Annotated in this window: 18 protein-coding genes and 1 tRNA gene; 16 read left to right on the top strand and 3 right to left on the bottom strand. The window is 71.1% G+C overall.

Going from position 1 to position 18722, the window contains the following annotated elements:
• Positions 1-151 precede the first annotated feature (151 nt).
• The 9 genes from ACIA73_RS20305 to ACIA73_RS20265 all read left to right on the top strand — a co-directional run bounded on the left by ACIA73_RS20305 (position 152) and on the right by ACIA73_RS20265 (position 9035).
• The gene (locus ACIA73_RS20305) at positions 152-1408 is read left to right on the top strand and encodes an MBL fold metallo-hydrolase (RefSeq protein WP_399439987.1); all 1257 of its coding nucleotides are present in this window, start codon (positions 152-154) and stop codon (positions 1406-1408) included.
• An 840-nt stretch (positions 1409-2248) separates the two neighbouring features.
• Positions 2249-4150 (top strand): ATP-binding protein, encoded by a 1902-nt coding sequence (locus ACIA73_RS20300; protein ID WP_399439986.1) that lies wholly within the window; start codon positions 2249-2251, stop codon positions 4148-4150.
• Positions 4151-4154: 4 nt separating this feature from the next.
• A complete protein-coding gene (locus tag ACIA73_RS20295; RefSeq protein WP_399439985.1) occupies positions 4155-4592 on the top strand; it encodes a roadblock/LC7 domain-containing protein in 438 nt (145 codons plus the stop codon).
• A gap of 2 nt (positions 4593-4594) precedes the next feature.
• Positions 4595-4966 carry a DUF742 domain-containing protein gene (locus ACIA73_RS20290; RefSeq protein WP_399440124.1) on the top strand — a complete coding sequence of 124 codons (372 nt, stop codon included), beginning with the start codon at positions 4595-4597 and terminating at the stop codon, positions 4964-4966.
• Positions 4944-5678 (top strand): GTP-binding protein, encoded by a 735-nt coding sequence (locus ACIA73_RS20285; RefSeq protein ID WP_399439984.1) that lies wholly within the window; start codon positions 4944-4946, stop codon positions 5676-5678. Before ACIA73_RS20290 ends, ACIA73_RS20285 begins: the two co-directional genes overlap by 23 nt.
• Before the next feature lie 13 nt (positions 5679-5691).
• Positions 5692-6261 carry a GAF domain-containing protein gene (locus ACIA73_RS20280; RefSeq protein ID WP_399439983.1) on the top strand — a complete coding sequence of 190 codons (570 nt, stop codon included), beginning with the start codon at positions 5692-5694 and terminating at the stop codon, positions 6259-6261.
• A gap of 99 nt (positions 6262-6360) precedes the next feature.
• On the top strand, positions 6361-7557 hold the full coding sequence (locus ACIA73_RS20275) for a Gfo/Idh/MocA family protein (RefSeq protein ID WP_399439982.1): 1197 nt from the start codon (positions 6361-6363) through the stop codon (positions 7555-7557).
• Positions 7558-7626: 69 nt separating this feature from the next.
• Complete coding sequence (locus tag ACIA73_RS20270; protein ID WP_399439981.1) at positions 7627-8556, top strand: alpha/beta fold hydrolase; 930 nt, start codon at positions 7627-7629, stop codon at positions 8554-8556.
• Between the two features lie 116 nt (positions 8557-8672).
• Complete coding sequence (locus ACIA73_RS20265; RefSeq protein WP_399439980.1) at positions 8673-9035, top strand: MmcQ/YjbR family DNA-binding protein; 363 nt, start codon at positions 8673-8675, stop codon at positions 9033-9035.
• 55 nt (positions 9036-9090) lie between these two features.
• Here the strand turns inward: ACIA73_RS20265 and ACIA73_RS20260 are convergent, their stop codons facing one another.
• Together ACIA73_RS20260 and ACIA73_RS20255 are read right to left on the bottom strand one after the other, a co-directional pair.
• Positions 9091-9984: a transketolase family protein gene (locus ACIA73_RS20260; protein WP_399439979.1), complete on the bottom strand. Its 894-nt coding sequence runs from the start codon at positions 9982-9984 to the stop codon at positions 9091-9093.
• Positions 9985-10006: 22 nt separating this feature from the next.
• On the bottom strand, positions 10007-10750 hold the full coding sequence (locus ACIA73_RS20255; protein WP_399439977.1) for a transketolase: 744 nt from the start codon (positions 10748-10750) through the stop codon (positions 10007-10009).
• Between the two features lie 182 nt (positions 10751-10932).
• Between ACIA73_RS20255 and ACIA73_RS20250 the strand changes: the two genes are divergently transcribed.
• The 5 genes from ACIA73_RS20250 (at position 10933) to ACIA73_RS20230 (ending at position 14530) form a co-directional block, all read left to right on the top strand.
• Positions 10933-11009: transfer RNA gene (locus tag ACIA73_RS20250), tRNA-Pro, on the top strand.
• A gap of 379 nt (positions 11010-11388) precedes the next feature.
• Positions 11389-11583 carry a hypothetical protein gene (locus ACIA73_RS20245; protein ID WP_399439976.1) on the top strand — a complete coding sequence of 65 codons (195 nt, stop codon included), beginning with the start codon at positions 11389-11391 and terminating at the stop codon, positions 11581-11583.
• 171 nt (positions 11584-11754) lie between these two features.
• Positions 11755-12117: a bifunctional 3-phenylpropionate/cinnamic acid dioxygenase ferredoxin subunit gene (locus tag ACIA73_RS20240; RefSeq protein WP_399439975.1), complete on the top strand. Its 363-nt coding sequence runs from the start codon at positions 11755-11757 to the stop codon at positions 12115-12117.
• Positions 12114-13271 carry an NAD(P)/FAD-dependent oxidoreductase gene (locus ACIA73_RS20235; protein WP_399439974.1) on the top strand — a complete coding sequence of 386 codons (1158 nt, stop codon included), beginning with the start codon at positions 12114-12116 and terminating at the stop codon, positions 13269-13271. Before ACIA73_RS20240 ends, ACIA73_RS20235 begins: the two co-directional genes overlap by 4 nt.
• Positions 13272-13363: 92 nt before the next feature.
• A complete protein-coding gene (locus tag ACIA73_RS20230; RefSeq protein WP_399439973.1) occupies positions 13364-14530 on the top strand; it encodes an SRPBCC family protein in 1167 nt (388 codons plus the stop codon).
• Here ACIA73_RS20230 and ACIA73_RS20225 read toward each other — a convergent pair.
• Positions 14502-15248: an IclR family transcriptional regulator gene (locus tag ACIA73_RS20225; protein WP_399440123.1), complete on the bottom strand. Its 747-nt coding sequence runs from the start codon at positions 15246-15248 to the stop codon at positions 14502-14504. The genes ACIA73_RS20230 and ACIA73_RS20225 overlap by 29 nt on opposite strands.
• Positions 15249-15555: 307 nt before the next feature.
• On the opposite strand from ACIA73_RS20225, the gene ACIA73_RS20220 reads away from it, so the two are divergent.
• On the top strand, positions 15556-16641 hold the full coding sequence (locus ACIA73_RS20220; RefSeq protein ID WP_399440122.1) for a glycine betaine/L-proline ABC transporter ATP-binding protein: 1086 nt from the start codon (positions 15556-15558) through the stop codon (positions 16639-16641).
• A complete protein-coding gene (locus ACIA73_RS20215; protein ID WP_399439972.1) occupies positions 16638-18683 on the top strand; it encodes an ABC transporter permease in 2046 nt (681 codons plus the stop codon). Before ACIA73_RS20220 ends, ACIA73_RS20215 begins: the two co-directional genes overlap by 4 nt.
• The last annotated feature ends 39 nt before the right edge of the window (positions 18684-18722 follow it).

Here is an 18722-nt window from a genome sequence, read left to right as displayed (position 1 = left end):
CGTTGTTCCGATGCACCCTCGCGGTGCGCCGAGGACGGCCGGGCCCCGCCGCCAACCGGACCGCCGCTGTGCGGCGTCCCGTCACGGGCCCGTGTCCCCGACGTGACGCAGGGTGCACATAATGGAGGAGAACCGACCCCTTGGAGGTGCCGTGACCAGTGCGGATTCGCCGCTGAAGCCGTTGCGCGACAGAGTGCGCGGGCTGCGGACCGAGGCGTTCGGAGCCGACCCGGCGGGGGCGCGGATGGAGCGCATCCGCCGCTCGCCGAACTTTGCCGACGGCGTCTTCCAGAACCCGGAGAGCACCCGGACCAGGCCCAAGTCCAGCTCTACCTTCGACCTGATGAAGTCGTACTTCCGCAAGGAGGAGCGCGTGCTGCGCGCCCCCGCGGGAACCATTCCGGTGTACGCCACCACGCTCGCCGACACGGCCGAGCCACCCGCCTCCGGACTGCGGCTGACCTGGATGGGCCACTCCACGGTGCTCGCCGAGATCGACGGCAGCCGGGTCCTCTTCGACCCGGTCTGGGGCGAGCGCTGCTCCCCTTTCACCTTCGCGGGACCCAAGCGGCTGCACCCGGTGCCGGTGCCGCTGGCCTCGCTCGGTGAGGTGGACGTGGTGGTGGTCTCGCACGACCACTACGACCACCTCGACATGCCCACCATCCAGGCGCTCAAGGACACCGGCGCCGTATTCGCGGTGCCGCTCGGCGTCGGCGCCCACCTGGAGCACTGGGGCATCCCCCTGGACCGTATCCACGAACTGGACTGGAACGAGTCCACCGAGGTCGCCGGCCTCACCCTCACCGCCACCCCAGCCCGCCACTTCTGCGGCCGTGGCCTGCGCAACCAGCAGCACACGCTGTGGGCGTCCTGGGCCGTCGCGGGACCCGAGCACCGGATCTACCACAGCGGTGACACGGGCTACTTCGACGGATTCAAGGACATCGGCGCCGAGCACGGCCCCTTCGACGCCACGATGATCCAGATCGGCGCCTACAGCCCGCACTGGCCCGAGAGCCACACCGACACGGTGCCGCTGCCCGGCGCCTGGCCGGACATCCACATGACCCCGGCGGAGGGGCTCCGCGCCCACCTCGACCTCCAGGGACAGCAGGCCACCGGTGTTCTGCTGCCCATCCACTGGGGCACCTTCAACCTGGCGATGCACGCCTGGTCGGAGCCCGCCGAGTGGACCAGGGACGTCGCCGAGGAGGCCGGTCAGGCCACCGCCTTCCCCTGCCCCGGCGAACCCTTCGAGCCCGCCGGGACCCTTCCGGTCACGCCGTGGTGGCGTGCGATCGCGCGGCCGCTCGCCACCCCCTGGCGGGGGCCTGCCGAGACGGCGGAGGCACGGGAGAGGGTGCCCGCCGGCGCGGAGGAGCTGGACCTCGCGGGCGAGCGGTGAGGTAGCCCGGGCGGACGAAAGCAGGAGGAGCAGGAGCAGGACGCGCGAGCAGGGCGACGCCGGGTGGGCCCAGTCGGGTTGCGCCCGGTGTCGCGTCCTTCCGTGATGCGATGACGAGTCGTACGAGACTTCCTCTCGTACGACACCGAACTGTGGTGGCCGCGCGGATACGGTGAACAGGCTTGGTGAGAGCCCGAGTTGGAGCCGCTCGACGCCGCGGGCGCCCCGCTCGACCGGTGGCAGCGCGGATGTGGATTCCCGGCCGCGGCACCGCCCGCTCCTGGGAGGTCCGGAACCGCACCGACGAGGTGCTCGGCGGCCGACGCGCCGGCTTCCGGCAGGTGCCCACCCCGCCCCGACGCTCACGCCCCGGGGCTCCACCGCCCGGCCGCCGGAACGCGGATGAGCGCAGGGGCGTGAAGCCGGGCGCCGGGCGCCCGCAGCGCACCCCCGTGCCCCGGTAGGCCCTTCGAACCCACGTCGGAACGGGTGCCGGTGGGCCGTGCGGCTACGGCGGGGCATCGGCCCCGGTCATGTGCCAGCGAAGTGGAGGGGTGTCCTCCGTGCCGGTCGCCCCCTCTTCCGGGGGTGGCCGGTTTTCGTATTTCCGTGCGACGCCTCATACCAGAGCGGGACCCCGTGCGGGCAAGTTTGGCAACTGCCCCTCACCCATGGAATGTTCCCGACTACTGTGAGTGCTCGGTGATCAACGGGGGCCCGCATCACCTGAGTTGAGCCCAGCCCAGATCCGGGCCGTAAACGGTCCGGAGGCGAAACTCCTCCGACCAGGAGAGTCCCGCCCGTGCCGAATCCATGGGGCCCCATGTACCGAGGACGCTGATGTCTCATCTTCGCGCTCCCGCGCGAGCAGACCGCCGTGAAGGCGGGCGGCACGGCCGACCGGGGGCCCGGCCCCCCGCGGCTTCCGCTCCCGAGGCGCACCTCCGTCCGCAGATGCTCCGCGCCGCCGTCCTTCCGGCGGTGGTCGTCGCCATGAGCGGGGCGGGGGCGGTGCTCTACACGGTCCGCTCGGCGGGCGTCCGGCCGACGCAGAGCTTATGGGCGGGGCTCGCGGTCGCCGCGGTGCTCGCCGCACTGGCGGTCGGCACCGCGGCCCTCGCGGCCCACCGCACCGCCCGTTCGGTGTTCGTCCGGTGCAACGAACTGCGCCGCGCCAGCGCCCGCAGCCAGGACGAACTGCGCACCGTCGTGGACCAGCTGCGCCGCGGCGACAGCCCCGACCTCCGGCGCACCACGCCACCGGGACTCGTCCGCGCGGGCGACGAATTCGATCTGCTGGGACAGGAGTTGGGCAGGGCGCACGACGCGGCGGTCACCGCCGTCGTACAGGCCTCCCAGTTCTCCAGCAGCGCGGGTACGGACCAGAAGGTCGAGGTCTTCGTCAACCTGGCCCGGCGCCTCCAGTCCCTGGTGCACCGCGAGATCCAGCTCCTCGACGAGCTGGAGAACGAGGTCGAGGACCCCGACCTGCTCAAGGGCCTCTTCCAGGTCGACCACCTCGCCACCCGGATCCGCCGGCACGCCGAGAACCTCGCCGTCCTGGGCGGCGCGATCTCCCGGCGGCAGTGGTCCAATCCGGTCTCCATGAGTGAGGTCATGCGCTCCTCGATCGCCGAGGTCGAGCAGTACTCCCGGGTCAAGCTGGTGCCACCGATCGACGGCACCCTGCGCGGCCACGCGGTCGCCGACATCATCCACCTGCTCGCCGAACTGGTCGAGAACGCCACGGTGTTCAGCGCCCCGCACACCACGGTCCTGCTGCGCGCCCAGTTCGTCACCGCGGGCCTCGCCATCGAGGTCGAGGACCGGGGCCTGGGCATGCCGGTCACCGAGCAGAACAAGATGAACGCGTTGCTCTCCGACCCCGACCAGGTCAACGTGCAGCACCTGCTCCAGGACGGCCGGATCGGCCTCTTCGTGGTGTCCGCGCTGGCCCGCAGACACGGCATCGCGGTCCGCCTGCAGAACAACATCTACGGCGGGGTGCAGGCCGTACTCGTACTGCCGGAGGGCCTGTTGGGCGACGACCACGACGCTGTCGCCGCCGGTACGTCACGCCGGGCGGCCGGCGCCACCCACGGCGGCGTCCCCGCACAGCCGCAGGGAGACCCGCCACCGATATCCGGGGCGGTACCCACCGCACCACCGCCCACCCGGCCCCCGGCCAAACCCGCCAAGCCCGCCGCGCCCGTCACACCGCGCGAGGACGGGCCCGACTCCGCATCCCCCGCCGAGACCACCGGCAACATCCCGCTCCCCGTCCGCGGCGAGCGCACCGAGCGGCCCAACCCGGCGGCGGCCGTCCCCGGCGTCACCCACGGGCTCACCGCACCCCAGGAATTCGTTGTTCCGGCCGAACCCGTGCACAGCGCCGCCCGGCCCGCCGTCGAAGGCTCCGTCCGCGGGCGGGTCAGCAAACCCCGCCTCCCCAAGCGGCGCAGCCAGGAAAACCTCGTACCGCAGCTGAAGGACGGCCCCGCCCCGCGCAAGGACGAGGAACAGCCCGCTCTGCACGACCCCGGACTGATGGCCGCCTTCCAGCGCGGCATCGGACTGGCCGAGGCGGCCGACGCACGCACCGAGGAACCGCCGCGGGATGACGGCCTCGACGAGCGTGCGCAGCGCCCGGACCTGCCGGAGCGAGCAGGACGCGGAGCATCCGCGGAGCGCGCCGACGCCGCCCGCACCGAAGACTCGACTTTCCCCACCCCCAAGGAGTGACCCCATGGTGAGCGATGCGCCGACCGGCCAGGCGGCCGACCTCGACTGGCTGCTGAGCGGCCTCGTCCAACGGGTGCCGTACACCCGCAGTGCCGTCCTGCTCTCCTCCGACGGGCTGGTCAAGTCCGTGCACGGCCTCGACACCGACAGCGCCGACCACATGGCCGCACTCGCCTCCGGCCTCTACTCACTGGGACGCAGCGCCGGAATGCGGTTCGGCGACGGGGGCGAGGTCCGGCAGGTGGTGGTCGAACTGGACTCCACGCTGCTGTTCGTCTCGACGGCCGGTTCGGGGACCTTCCTCGCCGTGCTCGCCGGACGCGAGGCCGATGCCGCCGTGCTCGGCTACGAGATGGCGATGCTGGTCAAGAGCGTTCGGCCGTATCTGGCCACGCCCGCACGGCAGCGGGCGGGCAGTGCGCAGAACGTCCCGGGGCAGTGACTGTGGCGGTCCCGCAGGACGGGCCCTGGCTCGACGACGCGGCAGGCCGGCTGATCCGCCCGTACACGGTGAGCAACGGCCGTACCCGCCCCACCGCCGAACTCGACCTGCTGACGCTGGTGATGGCCACCGGCAATGGTCTGCCCCTGCACCTGGGGCCCGAGCACATGCAGGCGCTCGGACTGTGCGACGCCCCGATGTCGGTGGCCGAGATCGCAGGGCATCTGAAACTGCCCGCGGTCGTCACCAAGGTGGTCCTCTCCGACCTGGTGGACTGCGGCGCGGTCCTCACCCACGCACCGATCCTCCGACACACCCCGACCGACCGCGACTTGCTGGAGGCAGTGCTCGATGGTCTACGACGACAACTCTGACTACGGCTCCGGATTCGGGGGTGGCGACGGCTACGGAGGCTCCGCATCCGGCGGGTACGGTCCCGGGAGCCGTGCGGACGACTACGGGGACTACGGCGACGACGGGGGAGGCGGGGACGAACCGGGCCCCGAGGCCTTCCCCACCGCACTCAAGATCCTCGTCGCGGGCGGCTTCGGCGTCGGCAAGACGACCTTCGTCGGCGCGGTCAGCGAGATCGACCCGCTCAGCACGGAGGAACTGCTCACCCAGGCCGGCGCCGACACCGACAGCCTGGAAGGCATCGAGAACAAGTCCGTGACGACCGTCGCCATGGACTTCGGCCGGATGACCCTGGACGCCCAGCACGTGCTCTACCTGTTCGGCACCCCCGGGCAGGAACGCTTCTGGTTCATGTGGGACGAGCTCTCCAAGGGCGCGCTCGGCGCCGTCATCCTCGCCGACACCCGCCGCCTGGAGGACTGCTTCGCCGCCGTCGACTTCTTCGAGCAGCGCGGCATCGGATTCGTCGTCGCCGTCAACGAGTTCGACGGCTCCTTCCGGTACGAACCGGAGGAGGTGCGCGGCGCCCTCGACCTCAACCCCGAGATCCCGGTGGTGATGTGCGATGCCCGGCTCGCCAGCTCCGGCATCGCCACCCTGGTCACCCTCGTCAAGCACCTGCTGAACAGCGCGCCCGCCGTCCCCACCACAGCCCATGGAGCCCACCCATGACGGGAGCCCACCTATGACGTACGACAGGATCGGTCACCTGCTGCTCACCCCCGCCGACCGCGAGGGCCCCGAACGGGCGCGCAGGCTGCGGCAGTTGGGGGTCGGCGGGCGGCCCGACCCGATGCTCGACGCGTTCGCGGTCCGGCTCGCCCAAGCGGTGGGCGCCCCGTACTCGATGGTCAACTTCATCGACGAGAACCGGCAGTTCTTCGCCGGGCTGCACACCCCGTCCGGCACCCACTCCGGCAGCGACCTGGGAGCGGCCGCGGCGGCCGGACGGATGGGCCGGGCGATGGCCCGGGACCACGGCTACTGCCCGCATGTGGTCGCCCGCCGCAAGGCCCTGGTCCTGGAGGACGTCTGCGACTACCCGCGCTTCGCGGGCAATCCGGTGGTCGACGAGATCGGCATCCGCTCCTACCTCGGCGCCCCCCTCATCGACCGCTCCGGCATCGCACTCGGCGCGATCTGCGTCGTCGACACCAAGCCCCGGCAGTGGGGCAAGGAGGGCCTGGAGACCATCAAGGCGATGGCCGCCGAGCTGATGGTGGAGATCGGGCGGCGGGAGGAGGGAGGGATCTGAGGAGGGGGCAGGACCGGTCGTATCCGCTGGACAGCGGGGTACTAACGTCACCTTCCGTAGGGCGCACCGCACGGCAGGAACGTCAAGGGAGTGCACACGATGACCGCTCAGCCCGACCTCCGTATCGGCGTCCTCGGCTACGGGCTGCGCGGCAGTCTCGCCCGCACGGCGCACCGCCCCGGCGCCGGAGCCCGGATCACCGCCGTCGCCGACCCGGACGACACGGCCCGCGCCAGGGCGGCCGAAGCCTTCCCTGACGCCGCGCCGGCGGCCGACCCCCGAAAGGTCGTCGAGGACCCCGCCGTCGACGCGGTCCTCGTCCTCACCCCGGACCACACCCATGTCGAGGTGGCCTGCGAGGCGCTGCGTGCGGGCAAGCCGGTCTTCGTCGAGAAGCCGCTGGCCACCACCGTCGAGGACTGCGACCGGATCCTGCGCACGGCCCACGAGACGGGCACCCGGCTGTACGTGGGGCACAACATGCGGCACATGCCGGTGGTGCGCCTGATGCGGGACTTGATCCGCGCGGGGACGATCGGTGAGGTCAAGACGGTGTGGGTCCGGCACTTCGTCGGGTACGGCGGCGACTGGTATTTCAAGGACTGGCACGCGGAGCGGCAGTACACCACCGGGCTTCTGTTGCAGAAGGCCGCGCACGATATCGATGTCCTGCACTGGCTGGCGGGCGGCTATGCCCGTGACGTACAGGCCATGGGTGATCTGATGGTGTACGGCGACAATCCGCACCGGCGTGCGCCGGGTGAACCCAAGGCGGACGACTGGTACACCAAGGACGGGCATTGGCCGCCGCACACCCAGCGCGCGCTGAACCCGGTGATCGACGTGGAGGATGTCTCTCTCCTCAACATGCGTCTGGACAACGGGGTGCTCGCCGCTTATCAGCAGTGCCACTTCACCCCCGACTACTGGCGCAACTACACCGTCATCGGAGACGCCGGCCGCCTGGAGAACTTCGGCGACGGGCCCGGTGGCCAGGTCAAGGTGTGGAACACCCGCCGCTCCACGCACCGCTTCGACGCGGACGAGGTGCACGAGATCCCGGCGGCGGAGGACAACGCCGGCCACGGGGGCGCGGATCCGCTGCTGGTGGACGAGTTCCTGCGGTTCGTACGCGAGGGAGGCCGCACCGACACCTCGCCGGTCGCCGCCCGGATGGCGGTGGCCGCGGGGGTGCAGGCCACTTCCTCGTTGCGGGACGGCGGGACACCGCGCCGGGTGCCGGACCTGGACCCGGAACTCGTGGAGTACTTCGCGCGGGGGCAGCGGCGGGCATGAGATGAGGTGTGCCGGGGGAGGGGCAGGACCGTACGCCCCATTGGCAGCGGAGAGAGGCGAGAGCCACCCATGACCACCATCGGCACGGCGACCGCGCACGACGGCATCCAGCTCGCGACGTACACCTGGCTGCCGGACAGCGGGCGCCCGCGCGCGCTCGTCCAGATCGCGCACGGGGCGGCCGAACACGCCCAGCGTTACGAGCGGTTCGCCGGCCACCTGGTCCGGCACGGATACGGAGTGATCGCCTCCGACCACCGCGGCCATGGCGCGACCGCCACCGGCACCGGTGGCTTCGGCGTGGTCGGGGGCGGCGAGGAGGGCGACAGCTGGCGGGCCATGGTCGATGACCTGCGCACGGTCGGCGACCAGGCCCGGGCGCTGCACCCGGGCGTGCCCGTGGTGCTGCTCGGGCACAGCCTCGGAGCCATGCTGGCCCGCGACTACGCGCAGGAGTACCCGGACGAGCTGGCCGGGGTGATCCTCTCGGGGGTCTTCCGCAGCCTGCCGGGGACGGACCTCCAGGCGGCTCAGGCACGGCTGGAGGAGGAGGTGGCGGAGCGGGGGCGTTCGGCGGTGTCCGGATTCATCCCGGAGCGGTTCGCCTCCTTCAATGATGCGTTCGACCGTCGCACGGGCTACGAATGGCTGTCGCGGGACGAGGCCGAGGTCGACGTCTACGCCGCGGACGAGCGCTGCGGGTTCGCCTTCAGTGCCGGGCTCGCACTGGACTGGGTGCGCGGCATCCGCAAGCTCAACGATCCGAAGAACATCGCCCGCATCCCCGCCGACCTGCCCTTCCACCTGGCGGTCGGCACCGAGGACCCCTGCAACCAGGGGCTGACGCTGCTGTACGAACTCACTGAGGACCTGCGCTACGCGGGCATCGAGGACGTGACCTGGAAGGTGTACGAGGGAGCCCGGCACGAAATCCTCAACGAGGTCAACCGGGACGAGGTCCAGGAGGACCTGACGGCATGGCTGGACAAGCACGTCTGAGCCGGCCCGGTCGTCCGGCCGGGCCGGGTCGTGCGTGACCAGGTCCGGTCGTGCGTGACGAGGTCCGGGCCGCGCTCCGCGGGCGGATTGTCAGTGGTGGCCCGTACCGTTTTCCCATGACCACTTCCGAGGACGTACGCAGGGTGGCGCTCGCCCTGCCGGACACGACGGAGAAGCTCGCCTGGGGGCAGCCGACCTTCCGGGTCGCCGGGAAGCTCTTCGCCTCGCTGGGCGACGACGACTCATCGATAGCCTTCAAGTGCCCGAAGGAGGAGCGGCCGGAACTGATCGCGACCGAACCGGAGAAGTTCTTCGTCCGCGAGGGCCACGACGACAACTACAACTGGCTGCGCGCCCACCTGGCCGCCCTGGAGGACGAGGAGGAACTCCACGCCATCCTCCTCGACTCCTGGCGCCAGGTCGCCCCGCGCAGGCTGCTCGCCGCACACCCGGAACTGGCCGGTCCGGAGCCGGGCTGACGCTTTCCGGGTCCGGACACAGGCGCCTATGACACAGGCGCCTACCGGGTGAGGCTCACCTGGTGAGGAAGGAGGCGATCCGCTCCCGCAGCGAAGCGGCGTCCAGTCCGTGTGCGGCCAGATGCTCGTCCAACTGCCCGTACCGGCGCAACTCGCGGCGCCCGACGCCGAGCCCGAGCACCCGGTGCGGCAGAGCGGCCAGCGCGTCGTTCGCCGCAGCGGTCGAGGTACCGGCGAGGTACGGCTCGACCAGGACGACATCGGAGTGCCCGGCGGCGCGCAACGCCGCCCCGTCGAAGGGGCGCACCGTGCCGGCGTACAACACCGTCACGTCGAGCCCCTCCACGGCCGCGAGCACATTGCCGAGCATCGGCCCGACCGCGACGACGGTCCCGCGCGAGCCCTCCCGCACGGTGACGAAGCCGCCCTCACCCCGTACCGCCACCGGCTGCTCATTGCTCTGCAGCGACAGCCGTACGTACACCCGGTCGTCCCCGGACGCCACCGCGTGCCGCAGCAGCGTCTCCGCCTCGTCCGGGTGCCCCGGCACATGCACCGTCCACCCGTCGAGGGTGTCGAGCAGCGCCACGTCCCCCGGCGCCATGTGCGTGAAGCCGCCCGCCGGCCAGTCGTAGCTCGCTCCCGCACTGACCAGCACACCACCGACGTCCTGGTGCCCGAAGTCGAGCTTCACCTGCTCGAAGGGCCGCTCCACCAGGAAGCTGGCGAAGGTGTGCACCACCGGCCGCATCCCGGCCAGCGCGAGCCCGCCACCGACCCCGATCAGCAGCTGTTCCCTGATCCCGACGTTGATCACCCGCTCCGGATGCCTGCGCCGGGCGGGTGCGAAACCGTCCGAGCTGATGTCGGCCAGAACGACGGCCACCCTGGGGTCCTCGTCCAGCAGCCGTCCGGTGGTCGCGATGAAACGGTCGCGCATCGTATCCATGGCACATACCCCTGTTCCGCTGCTAGTTGGACTGGTTCTTCGACTCGACCCGGGCCACGACCACCCGCGGCCGCCCCGGGTGCGGTGCGGTGAACGCCGCGTGCAGCGCCACGTGGTCGCGCCCGTCGACGGTCTGCGCCGACCAGCCGGCGGCCTCGAACCGGGAGGCGATCCCGCCGGGCCAGCCGTGCGTGGCGGACGAGTTGTCGATCACCACCACGTTCAGCCGCTCCAGTGCGGCCGGGCCCGCGAACGCGATGGCCTCGTGGTTGCTGCCCTCGTCCAGTTCGGCGTCCCCGACCAGGACCCAGACCGCGGGCTCACCAAGTCCCCGCGCCCGCAGCCCCAACGCCGTTCCCACCGCCAGCGGCAGCCCGTGCCCGAGCGACCCACTGCCGATCTCCACACCCGGCACCAGCACCCGGTCCGGGTGGTGCCCCAGCGGCGAGTCGTACGCGCCGAACCCCGGCAGTACCTCCTCCCCGAAGAACCCCTTCGCGGCCAGCACCGCGTAGTACGCCATCGGGCCGTGCCCCTTGGACAGCAGGAACCGGTCCCGCCCCGTGTCCTGGGCGCTCTCCGGTGTCACCCGCAGCACCCGGTCGTAGAGCACCCACAATGCGTCCAGGGTCGAGGTCGCGGCGGGCCCGTGCTTCTCGTCGCCCGTCATCAGGCCCATCAGGCGCGGAAGGTCCGAGTACGCATGGCTCTGCGCGGCGGCCGAACTGCCCGTCTGCTCCGTCGTCCACTCCGTTGTCGTCGTCATGAGAACCACCGTGCAACGTCAACCGGACTTGAGGTCAAGCGTCGACCCAAGCACCGACCCAAGCGCCGACCCGCCGAAGAGCGCCGAACGCCTCAGGGCAAAGCCGTTCGCAACCACGTCCTGATGTGCGCTATTGTTCTCAAGTCCGCTCAGCCAGGGGAAACCCCAGGTCAGGCGGGCATCGGGACGTGGCGCAGCTTGGTAGCGCACTTGACTGGGGGTCAAGGGGTCGCAGGTTCAAATCCTGTCGTCCCGACCAGCTTCAGGGCAGGTCGGAAGGCCGTTTTCGCAGGGATGCGAAGACGGCCTTCGGTGTTTTTCGGCCCCGGCGCCCAATCGGCGGTCGCGGCCTCGGAGCAGGGAACCAACTGCCGTGGGCCCGTGCGCGCCAGGATGAGGCCATGCGGCTCCGGTTCGCCAGGCCGTCCTCACGGGGTCATTGACCTGCCCGACGGCATCGAGGCGCTACGTCGCAGGCCCCCCCCCGAAGCCCACGCTTGGCGGCTCGCCGTACGCGGCACCCTCGGCGCACTCCTTGACGAAGGCGCACAGGTGGCCGGTCTGCACGACCGCCGCAGCTGCCCCGTCCGCCCTACACCCGCCTCCACCTCCACCCCCACTCACCCCAGGATCAACCCGTGAGCAGTCTCAAGATCTCCGGGGTCGAACCGCGCCGGATCGGGATGCCGCTCGCCTCCCCGTTCCGCACCTCCTTCGGCATCGCCGTCCCCTTCGTCCTCGCGGACGGCCATCTGGAGGTGCCCACCGGGCCCGGCCTCGGCCTCGAACCCCTTCCCGGCGTACTCGACGAGGTCACCGCCTCCACCGGGTGAATCACGCTTCGAGCGCCCCTGAGCTGGGCTGACAGCGAGTGCGGAGCGCTTCAACGGGCGTACGGCCAGGGTGAGTTGCTGCCTTTGTGGATGGCTTGACAAGGGTTTGGGGCGCCTCCAAACTGGCGTTGCGCGTCCCGCGATCCGTTTCGCCATACGCACCGAGGTGTCATGATGATTCCCGCGTGCCTGCTCGTGGATCTGCCGCCAGGCGAGGCCCACCGGCTCGACGTCGAACCACCGATCTCGGTGTTCCACACCGAGGAGGGCGAACTCTTCGCCATCGACGACACCTGCACCCACCAGGACGCCTCGCTCGCCGACGGCTGGCTGGAGGGCTGCGAGGTCGAATGCCCGCTGCACGCCTCCAAGTTCGACCTCAGGACCGGCGCCGTCGACGCTCCACCGGCCAGGCGCCCGGTCCGTACCCACGAGGTCGTCGTCGAGGACGGCACGGTCTACGTCCGGCCGTCGACGCAAGCCCCGAACCTGCCGCCCTGCGTCGTCTCCCGGCTCGCCGGGGGAGCCACGTGAGGACCGTCGCCGTAGTGGGCGCCTCGCTCGCCGGACTGTCGGCGGCGCGCGCACTGCGGCGACGAGGGTACGACGGGCGTCTGATCGTCATCGGCGACGAACCGCACCGCCCCTACGACAGGCCACCGCTGTCCAAGGAATTCCTGACGGGGAGCGTGCCGGAGGCCGACCTCGCACTGGAGGCGGGCGACGAGGACCTCGGCGTGGAGTGGCTGCTCGGCACCCGGGCCACCGCACTCGACGGCCCGGACCGGGTCGTACGGCTCACCGGCGGCCGGAAGGTCCACGCCGACGGCATCGTCCTCGCGACCGGCGCCACCGCCCGGGAACTGCCGGGCAGCGAGGGCCTCGCCGGGGTACACACCCTGCGCACCCTTGAAGACGCCCGCGCCCTGCGCGCCCAACTCGCCCTGGGAGGCAGGCTGGTGGTGATAGGCGCCGGGTTCATCGGCGCCGAGGTCGCCTCCACCGCCCGCTCCCTGGGTCTCGACGTCACGGTGGTCGAGGCGGCGCGCACACCCCTGGAAGCAGCCCTCGGTGCGCGCTGGGGCGCCGTCGTCGCCGGGCTGCACGCGGACCACGGCGTACGGCTGTGGTGCGGGGTGGGGGTGAAGGGGCTGAGCGGGGAGCGGCGGGTCGAGGCCGTGCTGCTGGAGGACGGCCGCGGGGTGCCCGCCGACACGGTGGTGGTGGGGGTCGGGGCGCGCCCCTGCGTGGAGTGGCTCAGCGGGTCGGGGCTGGTGCTCGACAACGGGGTCGAGTGCGGCGCCGACGGGCGGACCGGGCTGCCCGGGGTGGTCGCGGCCGGGGACTGTGCCTCCTGGTACGACCCGTACGTCCGGGCCCACCGGCGCATCGAGCACTGGACGGGTGCGCGGGAGCGGCCCGACGCGGCGGTGGCCGCGCTGCTGGGGGCGGGGGGTGCGGGTGCGCCCGGACCGCCGTACTTCTGGTCCGACCAGTACGGCGTACGCATCCAGTTCGCCGGTCATGCGGCCGGCGCCGACAGCGTGACCGTCGAGGAGGGCACCCCGGACGAGCGCAGCTTCCTGGCCGTCTACCGGCGGGCCGGGCACCCGGTGGCGGTGCTGGCGATGGACCGGCCCCGCCCGTTCACCCGCCTCCGCAAACAGCTCACCCCCGCGCGCGGCTGACGCGCACGTACCTCCATGCGTGGCTTCTGCATCCCCGTAACCCGCACCCGCTTCCACGCAAGCCCTCCCGACCCGTTTCCGAGGAGCGTTCCGTGACCCTCAGCAGCCACCTGTCGGACAGTCTGATCTCCACCCTCCCCGGCGCCTCCTACACCGATCCGGCGCTCTTCGCCCGGGAGCAGGAGCACATCTTCGAGGCGATGTGGGTGTGCGCGGTACGCGCCGGTGACCTGGACCGGCCCGGCGCCTACCGCACCGTCGACGTGGGTCGCGAGAGCGTCCTGATCACCCGGGCCCGGGACCGGTCCGTACGCGCCTTCTTCAACGTCTGCCGCCATCGCGGGGCCAGGCTCTGCGCCGAGGAGGCGGGCGAGGTCAGGCGGGCCTTCCAGTGCCCGTACCACGCCTGGACGTACGACCTGACGGGCAAGCTGCTCGCCGCTCCCAACCTCACCAGGATGCCCGACGTGGGCCGCACCGAGTACGGGCTGACGGGCGTCGCGACCCGGGAGTGGCTCGGCTATGTCTGGGTGTGCGTCGCCGAGGAGCCGCCCCCCTTCGAGGAGGTGACGCAGGACGTCGTCGCCAGGCTCGGCGACACCGAGTCGATCGAGCACTACGGCATCGATCACCTCGCGCTCGGCAAACGTATCCGCTACGACGTCCGGGCGAACTGGAAACTGATCGTCGAGAACTTCATGGAGTGCTACCACTGCGCCACCATCCACCCCGAACTGACCGATGTACTCCCGGAGTTCGCCGACGGTTACGCCGCCCAGTACTACGTGGGCCACGGCGCCGCGTTCGGCGACGGCGTCAAGGGCTTCACCGTCGACGGCTCCGAGGGCCTGGACCGCATCCCGGGCATCTCGCAGGAGCGGGACCGGCGGTACTACGCGATCACTGTGCGGCCCCAGGTGTTCCTCAACCTGGTGCCCGACCATGTGATCCTGCACCGGCTGTACCCGGTGGCCGTGGACCGCACCGTCGTGGAGTGCGACTGGCTCTACCTGCCGTACGTCGTCGAGAGCGGCCGGGACATCAGCCGCTCGGTGGAGCTCTTCGACCGGGTGAACCGGCAGGACTTTGAGGCCTGTGAGCGCTGCCAGCCCGCGATGAGTTCCCGGATGTACGCCCGGGGAGGGGTGCTGGTGCCCAGCGAGCACCACATCGGCGAGTTCCACGGGTGGATCCAGCAAAGGCTCGGAAAAAGGGAGGTGGGCCGATCGGTCAGCCCAGGTGCCCCATCCGGTGGCTGATCTCCTGTGCGCCCCCGATCAGCACCGGGGCGAGCGCGTGCATGCGCTCCTCGGTGAAGCGGTAGGAGGGCCCGGACGCACTGAGGGCCGCGGTCACCTCGCCGTCCCGGTCCCGGATCGGAGCGGCGATGGCGTGCAGCCCCACCTCGTACTCCTCCACGGTCCAGGCGTAACCGCGCCTGCGGGCCTCGGCGAGGTTCTTCTCCAGCCTGGACTTCGAGGTCAGGGTGTGCGGGGTCGCCCGGGGCAGACCGGTGTCGGCGAGCAGCGCGGCGCGGTCCTTCGCGGGCAGATGGGCCAGCAGGATCTTGCCGCTGGAAGTGGCGTGCAACTGGGTGAGTTTGCCGACCCAGTTGTGGGCGGTGATGGCGCCGGGCCCCCGTGCCTGACACAGGTTGATCGCGTAAGTCTCCTGCAGCACGGCGATGTTGACCGTCTCGCCCAGCTCCTCGGCGAGGCGCTCGCAGACCGGAAGCCCCTGCTGGGTGATGTCTATCCGCCCGGTGACGGCACCGGCCAGTCGCACCAGACCGAAACCCAGCCGGTACTTGCCGCGCTCGCTCGCCTGCTCCACCAGACCACGCGCCTCCAGAGCGCCGAGGAGACGGAACGCGGTCGACTTGTGGACATCGATCTCGGCGGCCACTTCACTGACTCCCGCATCGCCCCGCCGGGCCAGGATCTCCAGCACACTGATGGCACGGTCGACGGACTGCACCCCGCCGGGCTGCGCGCCTGAACTCTCGCTTGCCGGGCTGTAGTTGCTCACAGCGAAACTATATGCGCAGTACACAACGGGACTGCGTGGCCGCGTTGCCGCCCGGGTACGCCGCCCCCTTGACGTACGTTCCCGTATTCGCCAGGGTGTTCCACCACAAGCAATACGGTGCATGATGCGCAACGGATTCTCGCGAAGGGCTCCGTACGTGGCTGACCTGTATGTGGACGGCGAGTGGCGCGATCCCGACCCGGCCCCGCAACCGCACGGCGCGTCCCCCGGCCCCTCCGTCACCCCGGTCATCTCCGTGCGCGGACTGTGGAAGGTGTTCGGCCCCAGAGCCGAACGCGTCCCGGAGTCGGCCGAGTTGCGCGCACTGGGGCGCCGAGAACTGATGGACCGCACCGGCTGCACCGCCGCCGTGCGCGACGTCAGCTTCGACGTCTCGCCCGGCGAGGTCTTCGTCGTGATGGGGCTGTCGGGATCCGGCAAGTCCACTCTGGTGCGCTGTCTGACCCGGCTGATCGAACCCACCGCGGGGGAGATCGTCTGCGAGGGGGAGGACATTCGCGCGGCGGACCTCAAGCGGCTGCGGGAACTGCGGCGCAGCAAGTTCTCCATGGTGTTCCAGCACTTCGGGCTGCTGCCCCATCGCAGGGTCGTCGACAATGTGGCCTTCGGCCTGGAGATTCGCGGCACGAGCAAGGCGGAGCGCCTCCAAAAGGCCATGAAGGTCGTGGAGTTGGTGGGTCTGGAAGGGTACGAGGACTTCTACCCCGACCAGCTCTCCGGCGGTATGCAACAGCGCGTCGGTCTCGCCAGGGCACTGGCCGGCGACCCCGGCGTACTCCTCTTCGACGAACCGTTCTCCGCGCTCGACCCACTGATCCGCCGGGACATGCAGCAGGAGGTCGTCCGGCTGCACCACGAGGTCGGCAAGACCATGGTGTTCATCACCCACGACCTCTCCGAGGCGCTCAAGCTGGGTGACCGCATCCTGATCATGCGTGACGGCCGCACCGTCCAGTGCGGCACCGGCGACGAGCTGGTAGGGGCGCCCGCCGACGACTACGTGCGCGACTTCGTGAAGGACGTACCGCGCGGGGATGTCCTCACGCTGCGTTGGATCATGCGGCCCGTCGGTCCCCAAGACACCTTGGATGGACCGGAGTTGGGGCCGGAAGTGGTGGTGCGGGAGGCGACCAGGGCGGTCCTGGCGGCCCGCAGCCCCGTCAAGGTCGTCAAGAACGGGAAGCTGCTCGGTATCGTCGGCGACGAGGAGATCCTCGCTGTGGTGGCCGGGCAGGAACCGCAAGGCGCGGGGCCGGAATCGCAAGGCGCGGGGCCGGAATCGCAAGGCACGGGGCAGGAACCGGAAGGCGCCGGGCGATGACCGTCGCCCCGAAGAAGCCCGGAACGCCGGAGCGGCCCGGACAGCCGCAGCCCGGAAAGCCGCAGCCCGGACGACCGCAGCGCGCCGAGCCACGCACCGGGGCGGGCCTGCGCACGCTGAGCCGGCGCAGGCTGGTGGCCGGGATCCTGCTCGGCTGGCTGATGCTCTTCCTCCTGCTGCGCGGCAAGCAGACCCTCACCCTGGCGGCGGCCGACCTCACCGACCTGCACCGCTGGTTCACCGAGCTCAACGACTCGGTCGGCGCCGACCGCAACTCCAACCCGCTCTTTCTCTACTTCTTCAACGAGATCCGCCTGGTCATCGACCACCTGGTGACCTTCGTCCAGTCACTGATCTCCCAGCCCACCGCGGGCCGTCCGCTGCCACAGCTCGGCTGGCTGGGTGTGGTCGGAATCGCGGGCTTCCTCGCCTGGGCGGCGGGCAACTGGCGGGTCGCCCTGCTCACCGTCGCCGGGCTCACCTTCCTCGGGCTGCAGGGGCTGTGGCAGGAGAGCATGGACACCCTCGCCCTGACCCTCTCGGCGGTGCTCGTCGCCCTGCTGATCGGCATCCCGCTCGGCATCTGGGCGGGGCTTTCGGAGCGGGTGCACCGCGTCCTGACGCCGTTCCTGGACTTCATGCAGACGATGCCGACCTTCGTCTACCTGGCCCCGCTCACCCTGTTCTTCCTGATCGGCCCGGCCTCCGCGACCATCGCCACCCTGATCTACGCGGCCCCGCCCGCCATCCGCATCACCGCGCACGCGATCCGCTCCGTACCTCCGACCACCGTGGAAGCGGCCGAGTCGATGGGCTCCACCCGGGGGCAGACCCTGCGCAAGGTGCTGCTGCCGATGTCCGCGCGGACCGTGGTGATGGGCGTCAACCAGACCATCATGGCCGCCCTCGCCATGGTCACCATCGCCGCCCTGATCGACGCGCCGGGGCTCGGCAAGACCGTGGTCCAGGCGCTGCAGTCGCTGAATGTCGGCACCGCCTTCAACGCCGGGCTGGCGATCGTAGTGATGGCCATCGTGCTGGACCGCGTCACCACCGCCGCGAGCGTACGGGCGGAGGCGACCCGGCGGTCCGGCGACCGGTTCCGCACCTGGCGCAGACCGATGCTGGTGGCGGGCGCGGCGGTGGCGGCGGTGCTCGCGTACCTCTCGCACACCTATGTGTGGGCGGCCGAGTTCCCCGGCGAGGGCGGCACCGGCAGCGCGCTGAAGAGTGCGGCGGACACCGTGACCACCTGGGCGCAGGACAACCTCGGGGCGCTCACCAACGGCTTCCGCGACATGGTCACCACCGGGCTGCTCAACCCGTTCCAGACTCTGCTGACCGACTCCCCGTGGTGGCTCGTCGCCGTCGTCCTGGTCGGACTCGGGGCGGTGCTCGGCGGGTGGCGCGCCGGTCTCACCGCCGCCGTGTGCGTGGGTCTGCTGGTCGGTACGGGGCTGTGGTCCGACAGCATGACCACCCTCGCCTCGACCGTGCTGGCGACCGCCCTGGTGATGCTGCTCGGGGTGAGCCTGGGGGTGTGGATGGGGCGCAGCACACGGGTGGACCGGTGGCTGCGGCCGACGCTGGACGCGGCGCAGGTGATGCCGCCGTTCGTCTATCTGGTGCCGTTCCTCGCACTGTTCGGGGCGACCCGCTTCACCGCGATCGTGGCCGCCGTGGTGTACGCCGTGCCGGTTGCCGTGAAGATCGTCGCGGACGGGATACGGGCGGTCCCCGCGACCACCGTCGAAGCGGCCACCGCCGCGGGCTGCAACACCTGGCAGCTCGTCACCAAGGTGCAACTCCCTATGGCGCGAGGTGCGTTGACGCTTGCCACCAACCAGGGGCTGATCTATGTGCTGTCCATGGTGGTGGTCGGCGGCCTGGTCGGCGCGGGCGCCCTCGGCTACCAGGTGGTGGCCGGATTCTCCCAGGGGCAGCTGTACGGAAAGGGGCTGGCGGCGGGACTCGCCATCGTCTTGCTCGGTGTCATGTTCGACCGGATCACCCAGGCAGCGGCACGACGCACGCGGGCCTGAGCCGCGTATCCAGACCTGCGCCGCGCATCCATAAGGAGC

The sequence above is a fragment of the Streptomyces sp. NPDC051561 genome, assembly GCF_044454195.1.
Taxonomy (GTDB): Bacteria; Actinomycetota; Actinomycetes; order Streptomycetales; family Streptomycetaceae; genus Streptomyces.
The sequence above is the reverse complement of the archived record's forward strand: the minus strand, read 5'-3'. Positions and strand labels throughout refer to the sequence as shown.